Here is a 20,657-nt window from a genome sequence, read left to right on the forward strand (position 1 = left end):
ATGGTATTACTGGAATTTGCACCAAGCCTTCCTTTATCAGCTTTTATCCGGGTTTACAGGGTGGTGCATTTTGTTTTTGATGATGCTGCCAAAATACCATTTAAACCATACCCGCCAAAACCAGAGCATTGCTTAAGCTTTTACCCGCGCGATACCGAAAAAGTGCAATTCGCCGATAACGGCAAAACAATCAGTAATTTGAAAACAGTGATTATCGGTCAGCAAGCCGGTGTTACCAACCGATATGTCGGCAGAGATTTTTTAGTTTTCCAGGTGGTGTTTAGTCCGGGTGCCTTATATCGTTTAACAGGTATCCCGTCAATTGAACTTAATAATGGTTATATCGATGCCGAAGCTATATTCCCGAACAGCGTAAAGGAAGTTAACGATAAGATAAATGATGCAAAAGGATATCCGGAGATGGTGAGCGTGGTAGAGGCTTTTTTAGCCGGGAGAATAGCCATCTGTAAAAAAGATTTTAACAGTATCGACAGGTTAAGCAATCTGATGCTTCGGGCAGATCAAAGCCCCAAAATTGAATGGCTGGCCGGGGAAGCCTGTCTTAGCCTGCGGCAATTTGAACGAAAGTTTATGGAGCGTATGGGGGTATCGCCCAGGTACTTTAACAAGGTGATTCGTTTTGAGAACGCTTTCCGGATGAAAAACAAATACCCGCAGTTAAGCTGGTTTGTTATAGCTATCGAATGTGGGTATTATGATTACCAGCACTTAGTTAAAGATTACCAGGCATTTACTCAAAAAACGCCGATTGATTTCCACGCACTTGATCTTAAATCTCCGGAGCGAAAGTTTGGAGAAGCCGATACTTATTAGAATGTCGTTTTCTTACCAGTAAGCCTTCTATTTTAGCAGTCATATTTGTAATCAATTACAAGATAATTATGAAAAGAAGGAATTTTTTATTGGCAGGTGCAGTAAGCATCCCCGCCTTAGCAATGGGTAAAACAAGCGGCTTTAAAAAACAGCGTTTAACAAAAGGTTTTATAGTAAAAGCAAACGAGAGCCGCTTTAACGAAAAAACCATGCTAAGCGGTAATTCCCCTAACGACATCAAAGTCTCCACCAAAGATACAGACGGCGATCTCTCTGCTTTTTCTTATACTGGCCACGTAAAAGGCGGTCCGCCGCTGCATGTCCACCCAAATCAGGATGAAATGTTTTTTATTTTAGAAGGGAAATTCCTTTTCCAGGTAGGGGAAGATCAATACTACCTTACAAAAGGAGATAGTATATTTCTGCCGAGAAATGTGCCGCATACGTTTGCTCAACTAACGGATAGTGGTCAAGTGTTTTTCCTTTTTCAGCCAGCAGGAAAAATGGAGGACTTTTTCAGGGCTGCCGGCGATATAAAAGCCAGACTTAATCCGAAGTTATTTGACGATCACGATATTCACGTCGTTGGACCTCCTTTAAAATGGTAGCTCACGAATTGAAGAAACGCAATTCAAACCTAAAGAGTCGGATAGTCAAAAAACAGAGATACATTCTTATTTAAGTCATTTTTCCAAAAGATAGGATAAACACTAACTTCCAGCGGTATTCGGTCAGCGTAAGTTATTACTGCACTATAAAAAACATGGAAATAAAAAAGCCTTACCGTGAGGCTTTTTTATTTCGCCAAACTGGACTCGAACCCATTGAAAAACGCCAGTAATTAGCTTTAATTCTCTCATTAAATGCTTCGAAAAAAGTCCAATTGGGATCACATTGCTTAACTAACTCATCACGGCCATTCGAACCAAATAATAACAAGCTTGATCAATTAGCTATCTTTCTTCTTAAATCTTCCAAATAAGTTCCAAAATCTTTCTCTACGGACTGGATTTTCTTTGAGATTTTCAATTTAGTGCGTTACGTAATAATTTCGTACCATTATCAAAGAATTGAAGCGTTTGGCGGGGTAATTTGATTTTTAACAATCCAATAAGGAACCGTTCTCAAATACTTATTTGTTATTCAAAGACTATTTTTAAATTTTATTTAATTTTAAAACTCATTCACCAGACATAGGGAGCCTCGCCAGCCATTCTCAGTATAAAATGTATTTAATGGTGGTATCAGCGGAATCCGAATCACGCCATCGCTTTAATTCGCGCCATCCATCAGGATAAGTTTTGAAATAACTTAATGATAATTGAATGCAACACTCATTGCTACCATGCCGCCAATATCATGGCAGAGCAGATGTACTTTCATCTAATGTTAAAGGTAATTATTTACGCTTCGACACAGTTTATTTTACAGTCTCGCATGGTATGTTTCCAAGGTACTTCAATAAATATACTTGTATGTTTTTAAAGACTAACTTCATTTTGAAAGCTTTTATAGTATTCGTTTTTGTGTGCGTAGAATTGGTTGAACAAGTCTCTCAATCCTTAAATAAATAAGTACGAACAAACCCGGCTAATTAAAACGTATTAGCCAGGCTTTTAGCAATATGGAAATTACATCTTCATTTTGTCATTCATCATGCCCTTTTTCATTGGCATTTTCATCACCTTGCCGCTCATCATCACGCATTGGCCTTCTTTTAGTGTCATGGTTTTTCCGTCTTTCATTTTAACGGTACCGTCTGTCATTACCATAGTGCCATTGGTCATAGTCATTGTTTTGGTCATTGGCATACTTTTACCATGCATCATGGTCATCATTTTACCGTCCATCATCATTGCAGAGTGGTTCATTTTTTTCATAGACATGTGCGACATCTTATGCATAGAGGTGTCGGCCATTTTGGTTTGTGCCATTGCGCTACAACTTAATGTAACAGCAGTTAAGGCGATCATAATTCTTTTCATGTTTTCTTTGGTTAATTTTCTTGTATGTATCCACTAATCGAGCCACTTTTAAAACTTAGTCTTTTACTTTTAACAGGCTTGCGTTAATTGCTACCACGACGGTGCTTACGGTCATTAACACGGCACCCGCCGCCGGGCTTAATACAATGCCCTGGTTGTATAATACCCCTGCAGCCAATGGTAGCGCCACGATGTTATAACCTGTCGCCCAGGCCAGGTTCTGTATCATTTTCCGATAGGTCGCTTTGCCAAATAGGATCAGGCTGACAATATCCTTTGGATTGCTGTTCACTAAAACAATCCCTGCTGTTTCCGCCGCTATATCGCTGCCCGAACCAACCGCAATACCAATATCCGCTTGCGCTAATGCAGGCGCGTCATTTACACCATCCCCTGTCATCGCCACAAACTCACCTTTGCTTTGCAATTCTTTTATTTTCTCCAATTTTTGATGCGGCAATACCTCGGCAATAAAACTATCCATACCCAAAGTTTTACTTACACTGGCTGCTACCTTCGTATTATCGCCTGTAAGCAGTATGGATTTGATATTTTCAGCCTTTAGCGTTTTAATAGCATCTGCTGATTCGGGACGTATCTCATCTGATAAAGCAATATATCCGGCAAGCTTTTGATCGATCAGTACAAACACCACCGTTTCGGTGTCATTGGCAGTAAAACCCTCCGGCACAGCTAACTTATTTTCCCTCAAATAACCAGGGCTAACCACCATTAGCTTTTTACCCTCTACGCTCGCTTCCACGCCCTGGCCGGTGATCGCCTTAAAGTTTTCGGCTTGAGGGATCGTTAGTTTTAATTCGTTAACTTTTTGCAGGATGCCGGTGGCAATCGGGTGTTCGGATTTTTGTTCTAAGGCAGAAGCTAAACGGATCAGTTCATCTTCCTTTATCTCCTTATTTAGCGTAACGACTTTAGAAACTTCAAACTTACCTACGGTTAGTGTCCCCGTTTTATCGAAAACGATGGTAGTGATCTTCCTTGCATTTTCAAATGCGGTCCTGTTCTTGATTAGTAGGCCGTGTTTAGCCGATAAGGCCGTTGACTTAGCCACCACAAGCGGTACTGCCAAACCTAAAGCATGAGGGCAGCAAATAACAATTACGGTTACCATCCGTTCCATTGCAAACGCTAAGGTTTGACCGGTTAAATACCAATACAGAAATGTTCCGATGCCCGTAACCAGTGCGATCACCGTTAACCATTTGGCGGCCTGATCCGCCAACAGCTGTGTTTGGGATTTTGACTTCTGCGCATCATCCACCAATTTAACCACCTGGGACAGATAGGAATCTTTAGCTGCATGAGAAACGGTAACTTTAAAAGAGCCATTACCGTTGATCGAACCGGCGATCACTTTGTCGCCTTTAACTTTCAATACCGGCTTTGATTCACCGGTCAGCATGGATTCATTTAAATAACTCTCGCCCTCCAGTATGATCCCATCTGCCGCGACTTTCTCGCCGGGCTTGATAAGGATAATGTCATTCTCCTTCAGCGTATCTGTCTTTACATCATGCACCATATCCGGCATCACCATGTGGGCGTCCGCTGGCATGAGCTGAACCAATAACTCCAGTTCGTTTGACGCGCCCATCACTGACCGCATTTCTATCCAATGGCCTAACAACATGATCAAAATAAGGGTAGCCAGTTCCCAAAAGAAGTCCATACCTTTTAAACCGAATACAATGGCCACACTGTAGGCATAGGCAACGGTAATCGCAAAGCCGATCAGGAACATCATGCCCGGATTCTTTGCTTTCACCTCATCTACCAAACCCGTTAAAAAAGGCCAGCCGCCATAAATAAAGACCACGGAGGATAAAGCAAACAATAGGTAGGAAGACCCGGCAAAAGCCCAGTTCACCCCCATAAAGTGCTGTATCATGGTTGATAACAGCATAATAGGGATGGTGAGTCCCAGCACCACGTAAAAACGCTTTTTAAAATCAGCGATCATCATGGCATGGTGGTCGTGCTCCGACATGCCCATGTGCGGGTCATGACCCTTTTGCATTTTACTGTGGTCCATACCTTCCGGCATTTTGCTCATATCCATAGTGTTCAGTTTAGTTGGCTAAATCCGTTTCAAGGATCTTTTTCTTTTCCAGGTACTCTTCTGTTGTAATTTCGCCAGCAGCAAATCGCTTTTGCAGCCCATTGAGCGGCGTGTCTTTACGCCTGCGCTGGCCCGGAATATCGTATGGTGTTGCGAATATCAAGACCAGCATGATCATCCAGACGAACCACTATATCAGGTGCATTCCTCCAAAACTCCCGTAGTACATCATAATCTTTAGTTTTAATATCAGTTAAACGATTAAGATTTTTTTACCGCCTTTTCCTTCGCCTTCATTAGCCAATAGCAATGCGCGGCGCAAGCATGGAGCTTGTAATTTTTGTGCGCTGTTCCGAAATTATGCCCCTGCGGATCTAAAATGGCGCATTTCTCTTTATCAATATCTTTTGTATTTAAAACATTCTCCCCGTCGATATTATAATAAGATCCGTTCTTTTTTGCCGTACCTAATTTTCGTCCGTCGGAGCCGATAACATTGCCGGCTTTGTCGATAAAATACAATTCCTTGCCGGTATTATCCCTGACCATATTGTTTTTATCAATATAGCCAAGCTTTGTCCCGCCGTGATCATGAATTCCACCTTTGGCATTGATGTAAATTTTCTGAGTGGTGTCCTTTTTGGTTTGGGCAACAGCTTCGGTAGTAATACCTGTTGCAAGCGTTACCATTATTAATAATAAAAGATGCAGTTTTTTCATGATTGAATTTTTTGTGTAAGTATTTTATATAGCACAAAATTCCACTTAATGAGTTTTAAACTCAATGATTATCAACAGGTTAATTAGTGATTGTTGTCACTAATTAACCATAGCAGTACTAAATTAATAGGTTAACGTTAAGCCACCCCCAAGCCCCATGTCACTATCATAATGAGTGGACAATGAAAAGTATTTGGTGATGATATACCGCAAACCTGCTGTGTACTCCTTGTCGGTGTTGATCATGAGCGTCATGCGCAGCCGCTGCGCTACCGGGATATCTTCCCGTCCCAACTGGAAGCGCAGTTTGCCATTTCCGTCGATCCGCATGTCAGCCACAAATAGCATAGGTAGCGTATAAGCTACACCCGCAACTACCGTGTGCCGGTTTTCTTTATTACTGACCTGGCCGAAAAGGTTTTTGTAATCGCTGCCAAAAATATTCTTTTCATCAGGGTTAAACTTTTTGTAGTGATAATCGAAGCCTACGTATGGGAACAACCACTGGTTTCGACCGATATAACGGCCGACCATCGTTTCACTCTCATACCCCATCATGGCATCCGTGCCTAAATGCCACATGGTGGTAGCTTTCCAACGGGTACTGCCGAGCATGAGTTGTCCGTCTGTTCCATTACTTTCCAAACCAACCTTGTCCATCAGGTGCGGCATCTGATCGTCCCAAAATAGCCTGCGCTGTGCCAGCTTCGGATCAGGCACATCAGGGTTCGGCGGCGAATTTTCATAGCTAAATACACGGCCCATACCGCTCATCATGTGATATAATATATGGCAGTGAAAAAACCAGTCCCCGCCCGGTTCATTGGCCGCGAATTCTATGGTGTCCCGTTCCATTGGCATGATGTCGATCACGTTTTTCATAGGAGCCTTCTCACCCTGACCGTTTAAAACCCGGAAGTCATGGCCGTGCAGGTGCATAGGATGCCGCATCATACTGTTGTTATACAGAATGATCCGCAAGTTTTCGCCCTTTTTAATCAGGATTTTATCTGATTCAGAAACGGTCTTATTATCCAGCGTCCATACATAACGGTTCATGTTGCCGGTCAGGTCAAACTTCAGTTCGCGCATAGGCCCTTTAGGCAGTGTAGTCTTTTGCGGATCACGTAGCATATTATAATTGAGGGTTACAATGTCAGGGTTGTCGGCAGCCATGTTCATGCCTGACATACTCTTATCATTCGCCATCTGCATACCCGGCATACTGCTTTTTTCATTGTCTGCTTTAGGATTTTCTTCGCCGGTGATTTCCGGATACATTACTGTATTCATGTCCATGATCTGGTTCTGCATGGTCATCCCATCCATTTGCACCATGTTGCCGTTCATGTCCATCATGTCGTTCATCATTTTCATTCCGGCAAAGTATTTCAGCTTCGGCATCTTCCCCGCATAAACTTTATCGCCCTTACCCAGCCAAAGTGAAGCCGATTTGGTCCTGTCCTCCGGGGTAACTAAAAATTCGTAACTTTTATTTTCAGGAATAGTGACGACAACATCGTAGGTCTCTGACACAGCAATAATAAGACGATCTACTTCTACCGGTTCTACATCGTTTCCGTCAGTAGCGACCACCGTCATTTTTCCACCAGCATATTTCAACCAGAAATACGAGGAGGCTCCGCCATTGGCTATACGTAACCTTACTTTTTGGCCGGCTTTAAATTGTGGTTCTTCTAACTGGTTTTGGCCATTGATCAGGAATTTATCATAGTAAACGTCACTTACATCCATGGCGTTCATGCGCTTCCATTCGTTTCCAACTTTTGTTTTGAAGTGGCCTGTTTGTATTGCCTCCAGGTAACTCTGGGTAGTTCCTTTTTTAATTGCGAACCAATCGGTCGCAGCATGAAGGCTACGCGCTACTTCTTTGGGGTTCATATTCGTCCAGTCGCTCAGCACCATTGGAATAGTAGGAATATCCCATTCCTGCCTTTTATTCATAATAAAGGAACCATACATGCCGATCTGTTCCTGTAATCCGGTATGGCTGTGATACCAATGGGTACCATGTTGTTTGATCGGAAACTTGTATAAGTGCGTTGCCCCGGGTTTGATAGGCATTTGCGTAAGGTTCGGAACGCCGTCATAACGGTTAGGTAGGAACAGACCGTGCCAATGCAGAGATGTTTCCTCCTTCAGCCTGTTGTGTACATAGATCTCAGCCGTATCCCCTTCCGTAAAAGTTAGTGTTGGCATCGGGATACTACCGTTTACCGCGATTGCCCTTTTAGGTTTACCGCCGTAAGTTACGGTCGTGTCGGCAATGTAAAGATCGTACCGAACCGTGCGTGGAGGGTATTTGGCAACAATCGTTTTCATTGGCCCCAGATGCGCTTTCGCTGCTTCTATTTCTGCGGGACCTGCGGGCATATCCATGCCGTCCATTTTCATGCCGGTCATATTTTCGTCCTTTTTCGTGCTGTCGGCCACCGGTATTTCCAGGTATTTTGATGGCTCTTTGACCAGTTTCATCCCGCACTTAGGGCAATTGCCCGGTTGCGCGGAATCGACGCCCGGATGCATCGGGCAAGTGTAGTTCTTGGCCTGCACTGCCGGTTTTGTCCCCATTGACATGCCATCTACTTTCGTGTTTTTTTCCTTCACAGGCATATTCATTCTGACAGCTTTTTTAGCAGCAGCTTTCTGTTTTTCTTTGATCAGTTTCATGCCGCATTTGGGGCAGTTGCCCGGTTTCGCAGCATGGATCTCCGGGTGCATCGGGCAGGTATAGGTAATGGGCTGCTGTTTTTGCATCCCGCTCATGTTTTGCATGTCGTTTTGTGCAAATACTACTTGCCTGAGGCAAAGCAGCAGCGCTACGATCAGTATTTTCTTCATTTTCATTTTTTCTACAGGCTATCCGATGTTTGTTTGACCCAGTTCGTTAATAATATCTGTTCCGCCCTGGAAAGGAAAGCGTCCCGGTGAAGCAGCGTGTAGGAAGACAAGGGCATGGAAGCCTCGTCGAGGCTTTCACCTATCGCCCGCAATTTGCTCCTTTGTTTTCGGGCGCTGTAAGTTCCGAACGCATTAAAGTTTAATTCAGCCTTTCCATCCCGCACATGCCGATCCATCAACAGCCTTACCGGCTGTAGTCTGGCATACCAAGGGTATACCGTTTTATTGCTGTGGCAATCATAACAGGATCTTTTCAGGATCAGCCCGACACTGGCAGGTATATGATAAACGCCGGAGATATCATGGACAGGTGTATTGCCTGCTTCGTTATGATCACGGGGGATGAACTGTATAGCGATGAACAAAAGCAGGGCTACACCGGGCAAACGTTTGAACATCCGTTTCATGACTTATTTGATTTCTTCTTTAACAGACCCGCAGGTTGGCATTTTAGTACCCAGGTAGGGATTTTTGATCGCTTTGGTTTCGCTTAGCCAGTCAGCTCCTTTGTTATTGTTATACATCGGGCAATGATCAACGTATAAGGATTGTCCCGCGCCGAATAGTTTAACAAGATCGACTATATCCTGGCTCAACATCTCGAAATGCTCCCGCTGGTGGGGTAACTTCCCGGCGCTTTCGCCGATATGTTCGGCCATTTCTTTAGCATCCCCTTGAATGTCGGCAAAAGACTTCTTTTGAGTTACAGTCAAGGCGGTTTGATCAAAATTGGCGAAGCCTGTAGCGATTGCTTTTCCTGCGGTGGCAGCTTCGTCGCTATTATCAGCGGCGAGCGCATTCTTTAATTGCAGGTAATTGTCCAGAAGACTTTTTACCGCTGGTTTTGTTTGAGCTGCCCGTTTTCCGGTTGCGGAGGCCATTTTAGTAGTGTCAGTTGTGCTTGAAGCAACAGGCTTATTTGAATTATTGCAGGCTGCTATCGTTAATGAAGTTGCAGCAAAGGCAACGACAATGATCAGATTTTTCATGATGTAATTTTTATGGTAACATATTAGCCCTGCTAAACGAAGTAAAATCATTTAGCAGGGTGTTCATTACTCCCGTTGATTATTTGTTCAGGGTTTCGCTCACTTTGCCGCAGGTAAGCATCTGGTTTCCATAATATGGGTTTTTGATTGAGGCATCAGCAGATAGCCAGTAACTCTTTTTCATCGGGCAGTAGTCATAGTAAACAGCCTGGTCGGTCAGTTTAACGGCCTTAGCGAGTTTGAAAAAGTTGGCGGATAAATTAGCAAATCGCTCCCTTTGAACGGCGATATCCTTGCTTTCAGAAATACGTCTGGCATCAGCCGACAGTTTCTCCTGTAAGGACATAAATGCTTCCATATCAGCTGCCGGTAGTGATTTCATGTCCACTGCGCTCAATAATGTCACAAATTCAGCTGAGCCGGTAGCCGCCTCAGGACTTGCGGAAGCAATGAGTGCGTTTTTCATGCTATAATAGGAAGTCAGCAACGGGCTAAGTGCGGTTGATTTGGCACCTTGAGCGAAAAGTTGTTGAGTAAACGCGGTCGCGATTAGCGCGGCTATTAAAAATATTTTTTTCATGATCTTCTAAATTGATTATTGACATAGTATACTATAAAGGCATGGCGTAGCCATGATATATTCAGACTATTCTAATCAGATCAGGAAACTTTGTATGGAAACCCGGATATCCGTGTCAGGGGGCCGTCGCCGCTCATCCGTAACTTTGAGTTGGGGCAAACACATATCAGTCACCGGATTCAGAAAAAAATCAATTGGGTGACTAATAAAGAAAAAGGTTGGTATAACCACGGTGGTATTGCCGGCCGGAATTTGTTTGGCCTGCGAAATAAAGTTATTGACTGCACCCTGGCAGCAGGGGTCATTTGGTAACACCAGGGTCTTGTTTGCAGTATGTTGATGAACTGCAGATCCGATGGCGTGCCGGTGCCCGTGATGATCTTTCACCTCACGGTGTTCCTGATGCGCCATATGTAAGGCACAGCTGAACCCGGCGACCGTGTTGAGCAGGAATACAAATAACAATATCAGTGCCTTACCTTTCATTTCCATACAAACTTAAAAATTAGTAAGGCGACAGATTTATATAATTCCGTCATATTCTTATATTTTGATGGAAATTGATCAAACCGCTACTCTTGCTATTTTTTGCATGATCGCATGATCGTCGCCAAATTTGCAAAGCGCGTCACAATGCTGCCGCAGGTCCGAAAAGCAGATATATTTCATTTCCATATTACCCTGCCGGATCGATGGCCTGGAAAGCTGCATGAGCACATCTTTCTCCCGCTGATCAGGAACAACGAGATACAGTACTTCCTCCTTATTATTCAGGCTGCAGCTCAGGTCCGTTAAACGCAGGATGCCGGAATAGATACTGGTGCTTTTTTCCACTTCAAAGGCAGCGATCACTTTTGACGTGCCTTTTTGAAACCAAAGTACGTCGATCAGTTTGACAGTGTTCAGCACTTCTTTTTCAAGGGCGAGCTGCGGAAAGTCAGCCAGCGAAATAAAGCTGAACTTATTTCCATCCCAGCTTTTGGAGCGGTCGTTTGATGCCGCGATGACATCGTAGCCCAGTGCATGCCCAATCTTTAACAGGTGATATTGCATTTCATTATGAAGATGCTCATCTGCCATTTCCGTACGTTTGTCCTTGTGCCGTTTTTCGATGAGTTTTTCTAGCCGGCTACGCTCCGTCTCCGACAGGTACTCGTCTTTGCCCAAAAGCAGTTTCTGCGTCCCGATCTCAAAAAGCAGCCCGGCAAAAGCACCGGTATCCAGCGACAACTCATTGCAGTGCTTCCGGTTCATATCCATAATGACCTCCCTGATCTTCAGGTATTCGCTCCAGCTCCCCAATTTCTTTTTATCCTTGAACAAGTAATTAAACCCGTTAATGATCGCCGTATTAAACGGAGGTATCCAGGTAGGGTGCAGAAAATACAGGATACTGGCTACAGCAGGGCCAAGTCCCTTGATCTTCAGCGCATCCAGTTTTTCAATTTCTTTGACCACCTGCTCCTCGTTTTTGGCATGGATGCAGTTTTCAAGGAACTGTCCGAATGCTGTTTTATTCGCCTGGTTCTCATAAATGTCCGGTATTCTCAATTTAGGTTTCCAGTAAAAAGGGTGCGAAGCACCTTCAAAAACCTGTTTCTGTTCCGTAATACAGGAAAGCACAAATTCCAGTGAAGTACCTTTGAAGTCGTTGCTAAAACGTTTGCTCTTGATATCGTCGATAACCTGCAGGACACCCCTGCGGATCGAACGAAAGGCCTTTAACCGCTCTTCGTTATTAATGAACCAGGTATTATAAACCGATTCCCTGTCGTTTTTGTATTGGCTGATTATAGATTGTAAATGTTCATTCATATGTTATAAATGGGTTGCCGGCATGTAACGGACGTCCTAATTTAGATAAGTTAAAACAAACTATATCAATCGGATCAAAATATCACAGCCCTTATAAATCTGCGGGCGCTTTTTTCTTCACATACCATCATTCGCTCTTCCCGACGCATATAAGTCACCTGGCAGGATATCAATGCAGTCATTCGTTCATCGCTCAATTATAATTCAGTTATATGATTTCCAAGTATTATTCTTCAAGAATAAGGGGAATATCGCCCTGGTCCAGCCATTCCTTTACATTATCCTGAATGATTTTAACGATCTGAACTATTTCTGCTTCTGCGAAGGTTTTACCATCGTAATGCCAATCGTGGAAGGCGTCGTCAATAAAACACAGGCTTCCTGCAAAACACATATAGGTGTCCATTTCCATAGGAGCGGGTGGCAGATTTGCATTCATCATCATGTAGAATAAGTGAAATGCACCGGTAATACAGATACCGGTATTCTTTTTAGGTTCTGTTTCAGGAACAATCTTAATGGTTCTTTTTGCACCATATTGATTTTGAATGCTGTAAATAATATCTTCTTGCATTGCTGTAAGATTTTTAATGTCTGAAAAGCGATCCTTACATAAAGTCCAGGTAAGGTTGATCACGGTTAAAAATGAACGGATACCGTTTTCTAAGCATAAAAAATGTTTTTATGATAGAAAACCAAACTACTAACAATTACTTCTTCCTAAAAAATCCATGATAGTATTGATTGCCATATAAACAGCTTACCGTTTCAGGTTTGTCTTCCAAAAATTCGTCACAGGCCATTTTAACACCCGGATGGGCATCAAAGCCGACACCGTTTACTGCCTGGTCGTAATAGTCCATGAGTATGCAAACCGAACCTTTCGACATTTTGGGATATATTGCTTTCAGGCAATACGTTACAACGCCTTTATGCTGTTGCTGATCACCGCCAAAACCACAATCAATATGAACGAATGAAATCTGTGCAGGCAGCTGGCCCGGTATCGTATCTTCAAATAATCCTTTATGTAAAACAGGCAATGAAAGCCCTGCATTTTTAAAGTTTTGGATAAGTTGTTCTTCTACACTTCCTTTTATGGTGTATTTCGATTCGAATGTGTCATAAAGGTGAAGTGTTTTACCGGATTGATGTTGCTCAAGTACCTTTTGGAACAACATGGCGCATTGCCCGGTAAAAGTGCCGAGTTCTATAACGTCGCCTGGAATATTCGCGTCCAGCACGTGGTCTAATAAGTGATAATAATTAATTCGCTGCTCAATAGTGTTCATGTCAACAATGGTGTCAACTGGACTTACCGTATAACCGGTTTTCATAAATCTTAGAACTTTATTGGCGAATGCTATAAGCGATGATTTCCCTTTTAATTTTCCAAAAGGCGGTTGAGTAATAAAATAGTTGCTCATTTAAAATATGGTTAGGATTACTTAATATTTGATTTAGATGCAAACCAGTACCTTAAGCTTTTTACCTGATTCCGAAAATGCTTATATGCAATACAGATCAGGCCGCAGTGCTAAACAGCATCGCCTGTCCGGTTGAACATTTCACATGGAAAATGGCTAATAAGATAATGGAAAGAAATTTTTAACGATAGGGATGCTCATCGCGTTGGCGATATATAGAAATAGCAATCCTGGCCGCAGATTCGCGGCAGTTAAAATCAAATAAGAAGAGTCCTGTTGGAAATATAAAGTGGGCGGCTTCGGAAATATGGCGGTCCGGTCGATCTGGGCCAGCTGATGACCGGCGTAAATATCTCCGGCACATAAAAGAAAAGCTGACGGTCTGAAGGAATGATCGCCACATGGATCGCAGTCAATTTGTAATCAGCAACCGGATGGTAGTTTTCTTTTACAACGTAGCTGCCGTGGTGATAGCAGCAGTCACAATCGCCCTTCCGGCAATCGTCATCTTCACCTTTTTCGTCCTGTTCGTGCTCCTCTGTTACAGCATGAATTGCTGCGCTTTTCAACAAGTTTTCGGAAATATAATCTGCTGTGCAATGCAGCAGACACGCATAAACACCTGTTGTTAACAACAGGTAAAATGATGTCATAATTATCGCACAGTTTTTTTTCATTCCGCTATTTGCGCTTTACGTTCTAAAGATATTACTAAAAAAGATCATTCATCGAAGGCCAGCCTGAATTTTTAAATGTTTTTGGATCAAATCATCTATTTAAACCTGATAACAGGCACCTGTGCATCTTTTGGCATCAGGTGTCTGTTGAAATCAGGCGGCTATCGCCATGGCTTCACAGGCAGAAGCGCAATCCCGGCAAGCCGCTGCGCATTCCTGGCAGTGTTTCATATCATGTTTATTGCATTCTTCAGCGCAGGCTTTGCAGGCATCGGAGCAAATCCGGCACAGCTGCACACTGTAGTTGCTTCCCAAGCTCATGAGTTCGGCAGCAGAGCGGCAAACCGCCGCGCATTCGAGGTCGAGGCCGATACATTTGGCCATCATTTTTACATCCTTTTCACTGAGGCAGGAAATTGCACAATGGTTGCAGGCGACTGCACAGGCCAGGCCGGCTGCTATACAGTCCTTAAATTTTTGATGTAACATAATTGATCGTTTTTATGGTTTTACATTTTGGCTTTTACATTTTCATTTTCATCATACGTGGATACAGGCGCAGGAAGACTTGTCCGCCCATGGGGTTTTTGCCGTATAATGTGTTGAGCTTGCTGTCAGCTGCGTAATAGGTCAGCTGGCCTCCGGCAGCAAGGTTCAGCGGGCCAAGTTTGGCCAGGTCATAGGTAAGCCCCAGGCTGATCGCGTTTATGGGGAAAATGGTGTTATCGCCGTACGCCAGGGGATTCAGCACCAATTCTTCGGTGGTTTTCTGCACAAATTCATAGCGGCCGTAGACTGCTATTTTTTTCATACGCACATCACCCTCCAGCAAGGCGGAATGATTACCCTGCTGCTCAGGCGTTTTATTCAAACCCCATAGCGCTGTCGCATTGAACGTTTTTTCATCCCCGAAAGGCATACTGTAAGTGGCGGACGCCGTTGTGCGGTATACATTTTCCTCCGGGTGCAGATATTCCGGGCTCTTGATGAAGCCGTGGGAAACCTGGAAGGCCCAGTTCGCCGAAGGGTTATAATTTAATCGTCCGCTCCAGGAATCAAATCTTGGCTTATCAAAATTAAACCGGTTTTCGTTAGGTTCCCTGCCCGTAAAAGAGGAGGCTTCGATCTTGAAATCATAAAACCGGAAGCCGACCGTGGCCACTCCAAAGGTGATATGAGTAGCATCGGACCAATGGTGACTGATCGGTGCATCGGGATTAGACATGGCAGATGGACGGTGCATGAACGCTACAGGTCCTAAGGCCGGTTCACCGGGATAGCCCACATAGATGCTCAGATCCGTCTTATTCGAAAAAGAGTAGGCATAACTGGCAGACAATTCTGAGAAAAGATCATGCGGGTGCTGGTGATCGATCAGCGGGGAACCTTTCCAGCTTTCTCCGGTCTGGAACAGTAACGGGTAACCGCCACCACCCTCCGTCAGCCGGTCAAGCGACATCATCAGGTTGAAGTGCAATAACCCCTTTGCGCCAATTTTTCGCTGTGCCATACCCATAAACCAATTTGGCGCATCGAACTTGTCCCCACCACGGCTGCCCTTATCCCCCAGGTCCTGTTTGGTATAACGTAGCGCAATATTGCCATGCAGCATATAGCTCCACTTGCCGCTGTTCAGCATAATGCCGTACATGGGTGACGCATCCGGCAGCCAGCTCGTTCCCGATCCGTCCCTGGTCATAGGCAGGTTCAGCGACTGCGAATTGCTCATCATTTTCATGGACATACCATTCATCTGCATCCCGCCCATATCCATGCCTGACATAGACGAATCTTTATGCATGTCCTCCATCTTCATGCCTTTCATCGTATCAGGCTTGATGGGCATACTCATTTTTGAGGCTTTAGGCTTTTTGGTGGTATCCGCCATTTTTAGGCCCTTCATTTCGGCAGGTTTTACCGGGGTGCTTATTTTTTTGCTTTTTTTGATCTTCGTTGTGTCGCCCATATTCATGGTCTGGGCCTGCACTATGGCAGGTAGCCACAGCAACACTATGGCAGTTATGATTAAGTTTTTCATAGGATAGCTGTTAAATTTTGTCAATGGGTTTACGCTGCCCGGGTTCAGATGCTTTGAAGCGGCTCGGTGTTAAACCGGTTATCATTTTGAACTGCGCGGACAGATGGGCGCTGCTGCTGTAGCCCATCTTCCACGCAATCTCGTTCATATTGAGCTCGCCGTATTCCAGCAGCTCTTTGACCTTTTCTATCTTTTGCTGAATAATGAACTTCTCAATGGTCGTATCTTCCGATTCCGAGAACATCCGGCTGAGATAAGTGTAATCCTTATGTACCCGGTCGGAAAGGTAATCTGAAAAACTGAGGTGGCTATCCGCAAGGTCACTGTGATGTATTTTTTCAATGATCAGGTCCTTAATACGCTGTACAACGCGGTCTTTTTCATTATCGATCAGCTCAAAGCCAAGCAGCTTCAGGGAGGAAGAAATAGAACTTAACTGAACAGCATCAGGTTCGGGCTGGACAACAGTGCTACCCAGCGTTATCGAAATAATACGGAAACCTGAGTTTTCCAGTTGTTGTTTAACGACCATGATGCAGCGGTCGCAAACCATATTTTTGATATATAGTGTCATGTTTAATTCAAGCTAAAAGAAAGTGAAGGCAATAGTTCTTCAGGCTGCAGAATTGCAGCAAAGCTTGAATTAGATCAGAAGGGATCGGAATTTAATAAATAGTTGCTGTTCGGCAGCGCGCGGCGGTCCCGTCGCATTAAGCCACGACACTTTGGCCTGGTATATGCCGTGAACCGGCGTTAGTGCATGATATGGTAAAGGGATTATAGCAACCTGTAATGCAGTCAGCTGAAGTTCAGCCGATCCGGAAGTATTCTCCTTAATGATATAGTTATCATGCTGGTTGCAGCAGCTGCAATCTTTTCCTTCTCCGCAGGGTTTTTGATGATCGTGCGTTTTTCCCTTGTCGTTATCATCATCATGTCCGGCAGGGAGCATCGCTTCATGGTCGTGGCCATCATTATCATCGTCTTTATGGGCGGCCATCGCCTGCACGGGCTTTCCAAGCATATATTCGGCACTACAATGCACCAGGCATACGAACATACCTGTTGTTAACAACAGGTAAAACGCAGCCAGGCTAAAAGCACCAAATTTTCTCATTATTTATTACTACAGAAGAATGTTACAATTGTTTAAATTTAGCTTATTTTCCTGATAATCATATAAGTCCCCGAACCTACCGGTCCGGGGACTTATCAACAGCGGATTTATCTATATCGCCTCCGCACGGTAGCCTTTGGCTGCCAGTGCGGTGATCACTGTATCCGGCTTCAATGCTGTTGATGCAGTTACCGTAAGGATCTTATCGGGGTTGATGGTATCCACTTCCCACTTTTCTATACCTTCTAAATGATTGAGGACAGGGGTAACACTTGCTATGCAACCACCGCATTTGATGGTGGTCTTGAATTTTAAAGTTTCCATTTGTTTATTTCTGTTAAAAATTAATTTTTGAATATTTGAGCCGCAGGCTGTTAGTGACGACCGATACAGAACTGAGTGCCATTGCCGCCCCGGCGATCATCGGGTTAAGCAGGAAACCGTTGAACGGGTACAAAACACCCGCAGCTAACGGTATGCCGATCAGGTTATAGATAAACGCCCAAAACAGGTTTTGCCGGATTGTACGCACGGTTAGCCTGGATAATTTAAGCGCTTTAGGAATCTGCAAGAGATCAGAAGAAACCAGTGTGATCCTGGCTACATCTATGGCAATGTCCGAACCGTGGCCCATTGCGATAGAAAGGTTTGCCTGTGCCAGCGCCTGGCTGTCATTAATACCATCGCCAACCATCGCCACGATCTTTCCGCGGCTTTGCAATGTCTTTACAAATTCCGCTTTATCGGCCGGCATCGCGCCCGCGATGATGTCGCTGATCCCTGCCTCTTTCCCGATCTGCTTTGCGGTAGATTCATGGTCGCCGGTGAGCATGTAGACGGCGATCCCTGCAGCCTTCAATTCTGTAATGGCTTTCGCGGAACTGGGTTTTACCCGGTCCTGCAAGGCTGCTATAGCCAGTACGGTTAAATGAGATGCAAAATAAATTACCGTTTTCCCTGTTTGCGAAAGCGCATCGGCACCTACCCGGAGTTCATCCGGCACAAAGGTCTTACAGGATTCAACCAGTTTCAGGTTGCCCGCATAAAAAGGCTGCCCGTTGAACAATCCCTCGATGCCCTGGCCGGTCAAACTATGAAAGTAACCGGACGTTACGCTCTCCATCTTTTGTCCCTTCAGGTAGCTGACCACAGCCGTTGCCAGCGGATGTTCAGATTGCTGCTCCAGCGCTAATAATATCGCCCCTAAAGCTTCTTTTTCACCAGCGGCCTGTTTTGCCCAGATCAGCTCGGTGACCACGGGCTTGCCCTCCGTGATCGTTCCTGTCTTATCAAAAATGACAGCGTTCACTTTGTAGCCCAGTTCCAGGGCTTCCGCGTCTTTGATCAGGATGCCGTTTTCGGCTCCTTTGCCGATACCCACCATAACAGCTGTTGGTGTAGCCAGCCCTAAAGCGCAGGGACAGGCAATCACCAATACGGTCACCATAGCCAGGAGCCCCTGTGTCATGGCTTGCTGGCCGCCAAATAATAGCCAAGCGCCCAAAGTCAGTAAGGCGATGAGCATCACCACCGGAACAAAGACTCCGGCAATCTTATCCACCATTTTTTGTACCGGCGCTTTAGAGCCCTGTGCTTCCTCCACCAGCCTGATGATCTGCCCTAACAGGGTTTCAATGCCTACCTTTTCTGCACGGAAGCGAAAACTGCCTTTTTGATTGATCGTCCCCGCAAAAACGCGGTCGCCGTTCTTTTTTTCTACCGCGACGGCTTCGCCGCTGATCATGCTCTCATCAATATAAGAGCTACCCTGCTCTACGACGCCGTCCACCGGGATCTTTTCGCCCGGACGGACCAGCAGCAGGTCGCCGATATTAACTTCTTCTACGGGTGTAATTTTTTCACCTTCCGGCGTAATCAGCAATACGGTCTTTGGCTGTAGTCCGATCAGCTTTTTGATTGCGGAAGACGTATTGGATTTCGCGCGCTCTTCCAATAGTTTCCCCAGCATAATGAATACGATCACGACCGAAGCCGCCTCGTAATAAACATGGGGGTGCAGGCCCCTGCGGTGCCAGAACTCGGGGTAGACCGTATTGAAAACGCTGAACAGGAAGGCAATTCCGGTACTCATCGCTACAAGCGTATCCATATTGGCTCGGCCGTGCTTTGCCTGTTTCCACGCCCCGGTGAAAAAGTTTTTGCCGGCGATGGACAACACGGGGGCAGTTAATGCCAGCATGATATAATTAGCGTAAGGAATGTTCATAAAAAACATGCCGATTGCGACAACAGGCAGGGTCAGGATACCGGCACAGATGATATTTCTTTTCATTTCCAGGTAATGATCCCGCTGTGCCTGTTCCTGCTTTTCTTTTCCGTTTACCGTATCGACAATGAGGTCGTAACCGACCGATTGTACAGATCGTTGCAAGCCTACAGGCTGGACGATATCCGGGTGATAAGCGACCTTAACTGTTTGCGTTGCAAAGTTCACCTCTGCTTTTTCGACGCCTTTTTGTACGCCGATCATCGACTCTACGCTGGAGGCGCAACCGGCGCAGGTCATGCCGGTAACGGGGAAAGTCTGTGTGATAATAGGTTCTGCTGCCATCTTTTTAATTTACATTACAAATTTACCCTTGCGCAGGACTATAAGCTTTATAGGATTCTGCTAAAGGTTTACAGAATACCGTATAATTTTTTACGATGGATTTTAAAAGTAATTCCCTATCATTGAATATTAGTTGATAGTATAAACTAATGTCTAAACACTTTATTTAAACCTTTACGTTATGGACAATTATTTCCTTGTTAAAAAACCCTACGCCGTAAATGAGAAAAAACGCTCCGCGTTAATTGAGTTTGTTAATAAGGGGTTACGGTTCATGCAAACGGGTTACCAGGTAAAGCAGCTGGATACTAATATCGATATGAATACGCCCGAGCAGCGGATCAATTATTACCACTTGCTGGATTCGGTCATTTTTAACGGGGTTCCCGGTGACGTGGTTGAATTAGGATGTTTCACCGGGCAATGTGCGCTTATTTTTGAAAAGGTGATCGAGCTGAATGCCTCCGATAAGCAATTGCACCTTTACGACAGCTTTTTTGCGTCCTTTAAGGTTAAGGGAAGCGTTGAAGACGAGCTGAAAGCCAATTTTAACAAGGCAAAACTAAAGCAGCCGATTGTACATAAAGGGGATTTTAAAACAACCCTGCCGGCTGAATTGCCCGCAGAAATAGCTTTTGTGCACATCGACTGCGGTTTCGGTGGTGATAAAATGGAGCATAAAGCTGTAATGTTGCATTGTTTCGAAAGTATTTACCCCCGGATGCCAAAAAATTCTGTCTGTATCATGATGGATTATTTTGATGCTTCAACCGGCGTTGAAGGACTGGATATTAACCCCGGCGTTAAACTGGCTTATGATGAATTTTTTGCGGACAAACCGGAGAAGATTGTTTGCCTGTGGGGTAACCAATATAATCACGCTTATTTCCGCAAAGTTTAG

At 44.5% G+C, this 20,657-nt stretch carries 22 protein-coding genes; 3 read left to right on the forward strand and 19 right to left on the reverse strand.

Annotated elements, in window-relative coordinates; genetic code table 11:
* The gene (locus tag IDJ76_RS18400) at positions 1-834 is read left to right on the forward strand and encodes a helix-turn-helix domain-containing protein (protein ID WP_191165357.1); all 834 of its coding nucleotides are present in this window, start codon (positions 1-3) and stop codon (positions 832-834) included.
* Positions 835-902: 68 nt separating this feature from the next.
* Positions 903-1,442, forward strand: coding sequence for a cupin domain-containing protein (locus IDJ76_RS18405; protein WP_191165359.1), 540 nt, complete (start codon positions 903-905; stop codon positions 1,440-1,442).
* Positions 1,443-2,465: 1,023 nt separating this feature from the next.
* On the opposite strand, the gene IDJ76_RS18410 is transcribed toward IDJ76_RS18405, so the two are convergent.
* The 19 genes from IDJ76_RS18410 to IDJ76_RS18500 all read right to left on the reverse strand — a co-directional run bounded on the left by IDJ76_RS18410 (position 2,466) and on the right by IDJ76_RS18500 (position 19,756).
* The gene (locus IDJ76_RS18410) at positions 2,466-2,819 is read right to left on the reverse strand and encodes a DUF6799 domain-containing protein (protein WP_191165361.1); all 354 of its coding nucleotides are present in this window, start codon (positions 2,817-2,819) and stop codon (positions 2,466-2,468) included.
* A 55-nt stretch (positions 2,820-2,874) separates the two neighbouring features.
* Positions 2,875-4,899 (reverse strand): copper-translocating P-type ATPase, encoded by a 2,025-nt coding sequence (locus IDJ76_RS18415; RefSeq protein WP_191165363.1) that lies wholly within the window; start codon positions 4,897-4,899, stop codon positions 2,875-2,877.
* A 10-nt stretch (positions 4,900-4,909) separates the two neighbouring features.
* Entirely contained in the window at positions 4,910-5,077 is a 168-nt protein-coding gene (locus tag IDJ76_RS18420; protein ID WP_224746406.1) for an SHOCT domain-containing protein, read from the reverse strand.
* A gap of 83 nt (positions 5,078-5,160) precedes the next feature.
* On the reverse strand, positions 5,161-5,619 hold the full coding sequence (locus IDJ76_RS18425; protein WP_191165365.1) for a 5-fold beta-flower protein: 459 nt from the start codon (positions 5,617-5,619) through the stop codon (positions 5,161-5,163).
* 123 nt (positions 5,620-5,742) lie between these two features.
* Positions 5,743-8,487: a multicopper oxidase domain-containing protein gene (locus tag IDJ76_RS18430; RefSeq protein WP_224746407.1), complete on the reverse strand. Its 2,745-nt coding sequence runs from the start codon at positions 8,485-8,487 to the stop codon at positions 5,743-5,745.
* 5 nt (positions 8,488-8,492) lie between these two features.
* On the reverse strand, positions 8,493-8,948 hold the full coding sequence (locus IDJ76_RS18435; RefSeq protein ID WP_191165367.1) for a heme-binding domain-containing protein: 456 nt from the start codon (positions 8,946-8,948) through the stop codon (positions 8,493-8,495).
* A 3-nt stretch (positions 8,949-8,951) separates the two neighbouring features.
* Positions 8,952-9,530 (reverse strand): DUF3347 domain-containing protein, encoded by a 579-nt coding sequence (locus IDJ76_RS18440; protein ID WP_191165368.1) that lies wholly within the window; start codon positions 9,528-9,530, stop codon positions 8,952-8,954.
* Between the two features lie 79 nt (positions 9,531-9,609).
* A complete protein-coding gene (locus IDJ76_RS18445) occupies positions 9,610-10,110 on the reverse strand; it encodes a DUF3347 domain-containing protein (protein ID WP_191165370.1) in 501 nt (166 codons plus the stop codon).
* 75 nt (positions 10,111-10,185) lie between these two features.
* Entirely contained in the window at positions 10,186-10,596 is a 411-nt protein-coding gene (locus IDJ76_RS18450; protein ID WP_191165372.1) for a hypothetical protein, read from the reverse strand.
* A 78-nt stretch (positions 10,597-10,674) separates the two neighbouring features.
* Entirely contained in the window at positions 10,675-11,925 is a 1,251-nt protein-coding gene (locus tag IDJ76_RS18455) for a hypothetical protein (protein WP_191165374.1), read from the reverse strand.
* Positions 11,926-12,151: 226 nt separating this feature from the next.
* Positions 12,152-12,499, reverse strand: a complete 348-nt coding sequence (locus IDJ76_RS18460) for a hypothetical protein (RefSeq protein WP_191165376.1) — start codon at positions 12,497-12,499, stop codon at positions 12,152-12,154.
* Positions 12,500-12,635: 136 nt separating this feature from the next.
* Entirely contained in the window at positions 12,636-13,352 is a 717-nt protein-coding gene (locus tag IDJ76_RS18465) for a TylF/MycF/NovP-related O-methyltransferase (protein WP_191165378.1), read from the reverse strand.
* A 257-nt stretch (positions 13,353-13,609) separates the two neighbouring features.
* Entirely contained in the window at positions 13,610-14,029 is a 420-nt protein-coding gene (locus IDJ76_RS18470) for a hypothetical protein (RefSeq protein ID WP_191165380.1), read from the reverse strand.
* Between the two features lie 153 nt (positions 14,030-14,182).
* Positions 14,183-14,518 (reverse strand): four-helix bundle copper-binding protein, encoded by a 336-nt coding sequence (locus IDJ76_RS21260; protein ID WP_191165382.1) that lies wholly within the window; start codon positions 14,516-14,518, stop codon positions 14,183-14,185.
* Between the two features lie 34 nt (positions 14,519-14,552).
* A complete protein-coding gene (locus tag IDJ76_RS18480; RefSeq protein WP_191165385.1) occupies positions 14,553-16,067 on the reverse strand; it encodes a hypothetical protein in 1,515 nt (504 codons plus the stop codon).
* 10 nt (positions 16,068-16,077) lie between these two features.
* Entirely contained in the window at positions 16,078-16,641 is a 564-nt protein-coding gene (locus tag IDJ76_RS18485; RefSeq protein WP_191165387.1) for a helix-turn-helix domain-containing protein, read from the reverse strand.
* Between the two features lie 69 nt (positions 16,642-16,710).
* A complete protein-coding gene (locus IDJ76_RS18490) occupies positions 16,711-17,184 on the reverse strand; it encodes a hypothetical protein (RefSeq protein ID WP_191165389.1) in 474 nt (157 codons plus the stop codon).
* Positions 17,185-17,295: 111 nt separating this feature from the next.
* Positions 17,296-17,508 (reverse strand): heavy-metal-associated domain-containing protein, encoded by a 213-nt coding sequence (locus IDJ76_RS18495; RefSeq protein ID WP_191165391.1) that lies wholly within the window; start codon positions 17,506-17,508, stop codon positions 17,296-17,298.
* A gap of 13 nt (positions 17,509-17,521) precedes the next feature.
* Complete coding sequence (locus tag IDJ76_RS18500; RefSeq protein ID WP_191165393.1) at positions 17,522-19,756, reverse strand: heavy metal translocating P-type ATPase; 2,235 nt, start codon at positions 19,754-19,756, stop codon at positions 17,522-17,524.
* Positions 19,757-19,937: 181 nt separating this feature from the next.
* On the opposite strand from IDJ76_RS18500, the gene IDJ76_RS18505 reads away from it, so the two are divergent.
* Positions 19,938-20,657, forward strand: coding sequence for a TylF/MycF/NovP-related O-methyltransferase (locus IDJ76_RS18505; RefSeq protein ID WP_191165396.1), 720 nt, complete (start codon positions 19,938-19,940; stop codon positions 20,655-20,657).

The sequence above is a fragment of the Mucilaginibacter glaciei genome, assembly GCF_014773245.1.
In the GTDB taxonomy this organism is placed as follows: Bacteria; Bacteroidota; Bacteroidia; order Sphingobacteriales; family Sphingobacteriaceae; genus Mucilaginibacter; species Mucilaginibacter glaciei.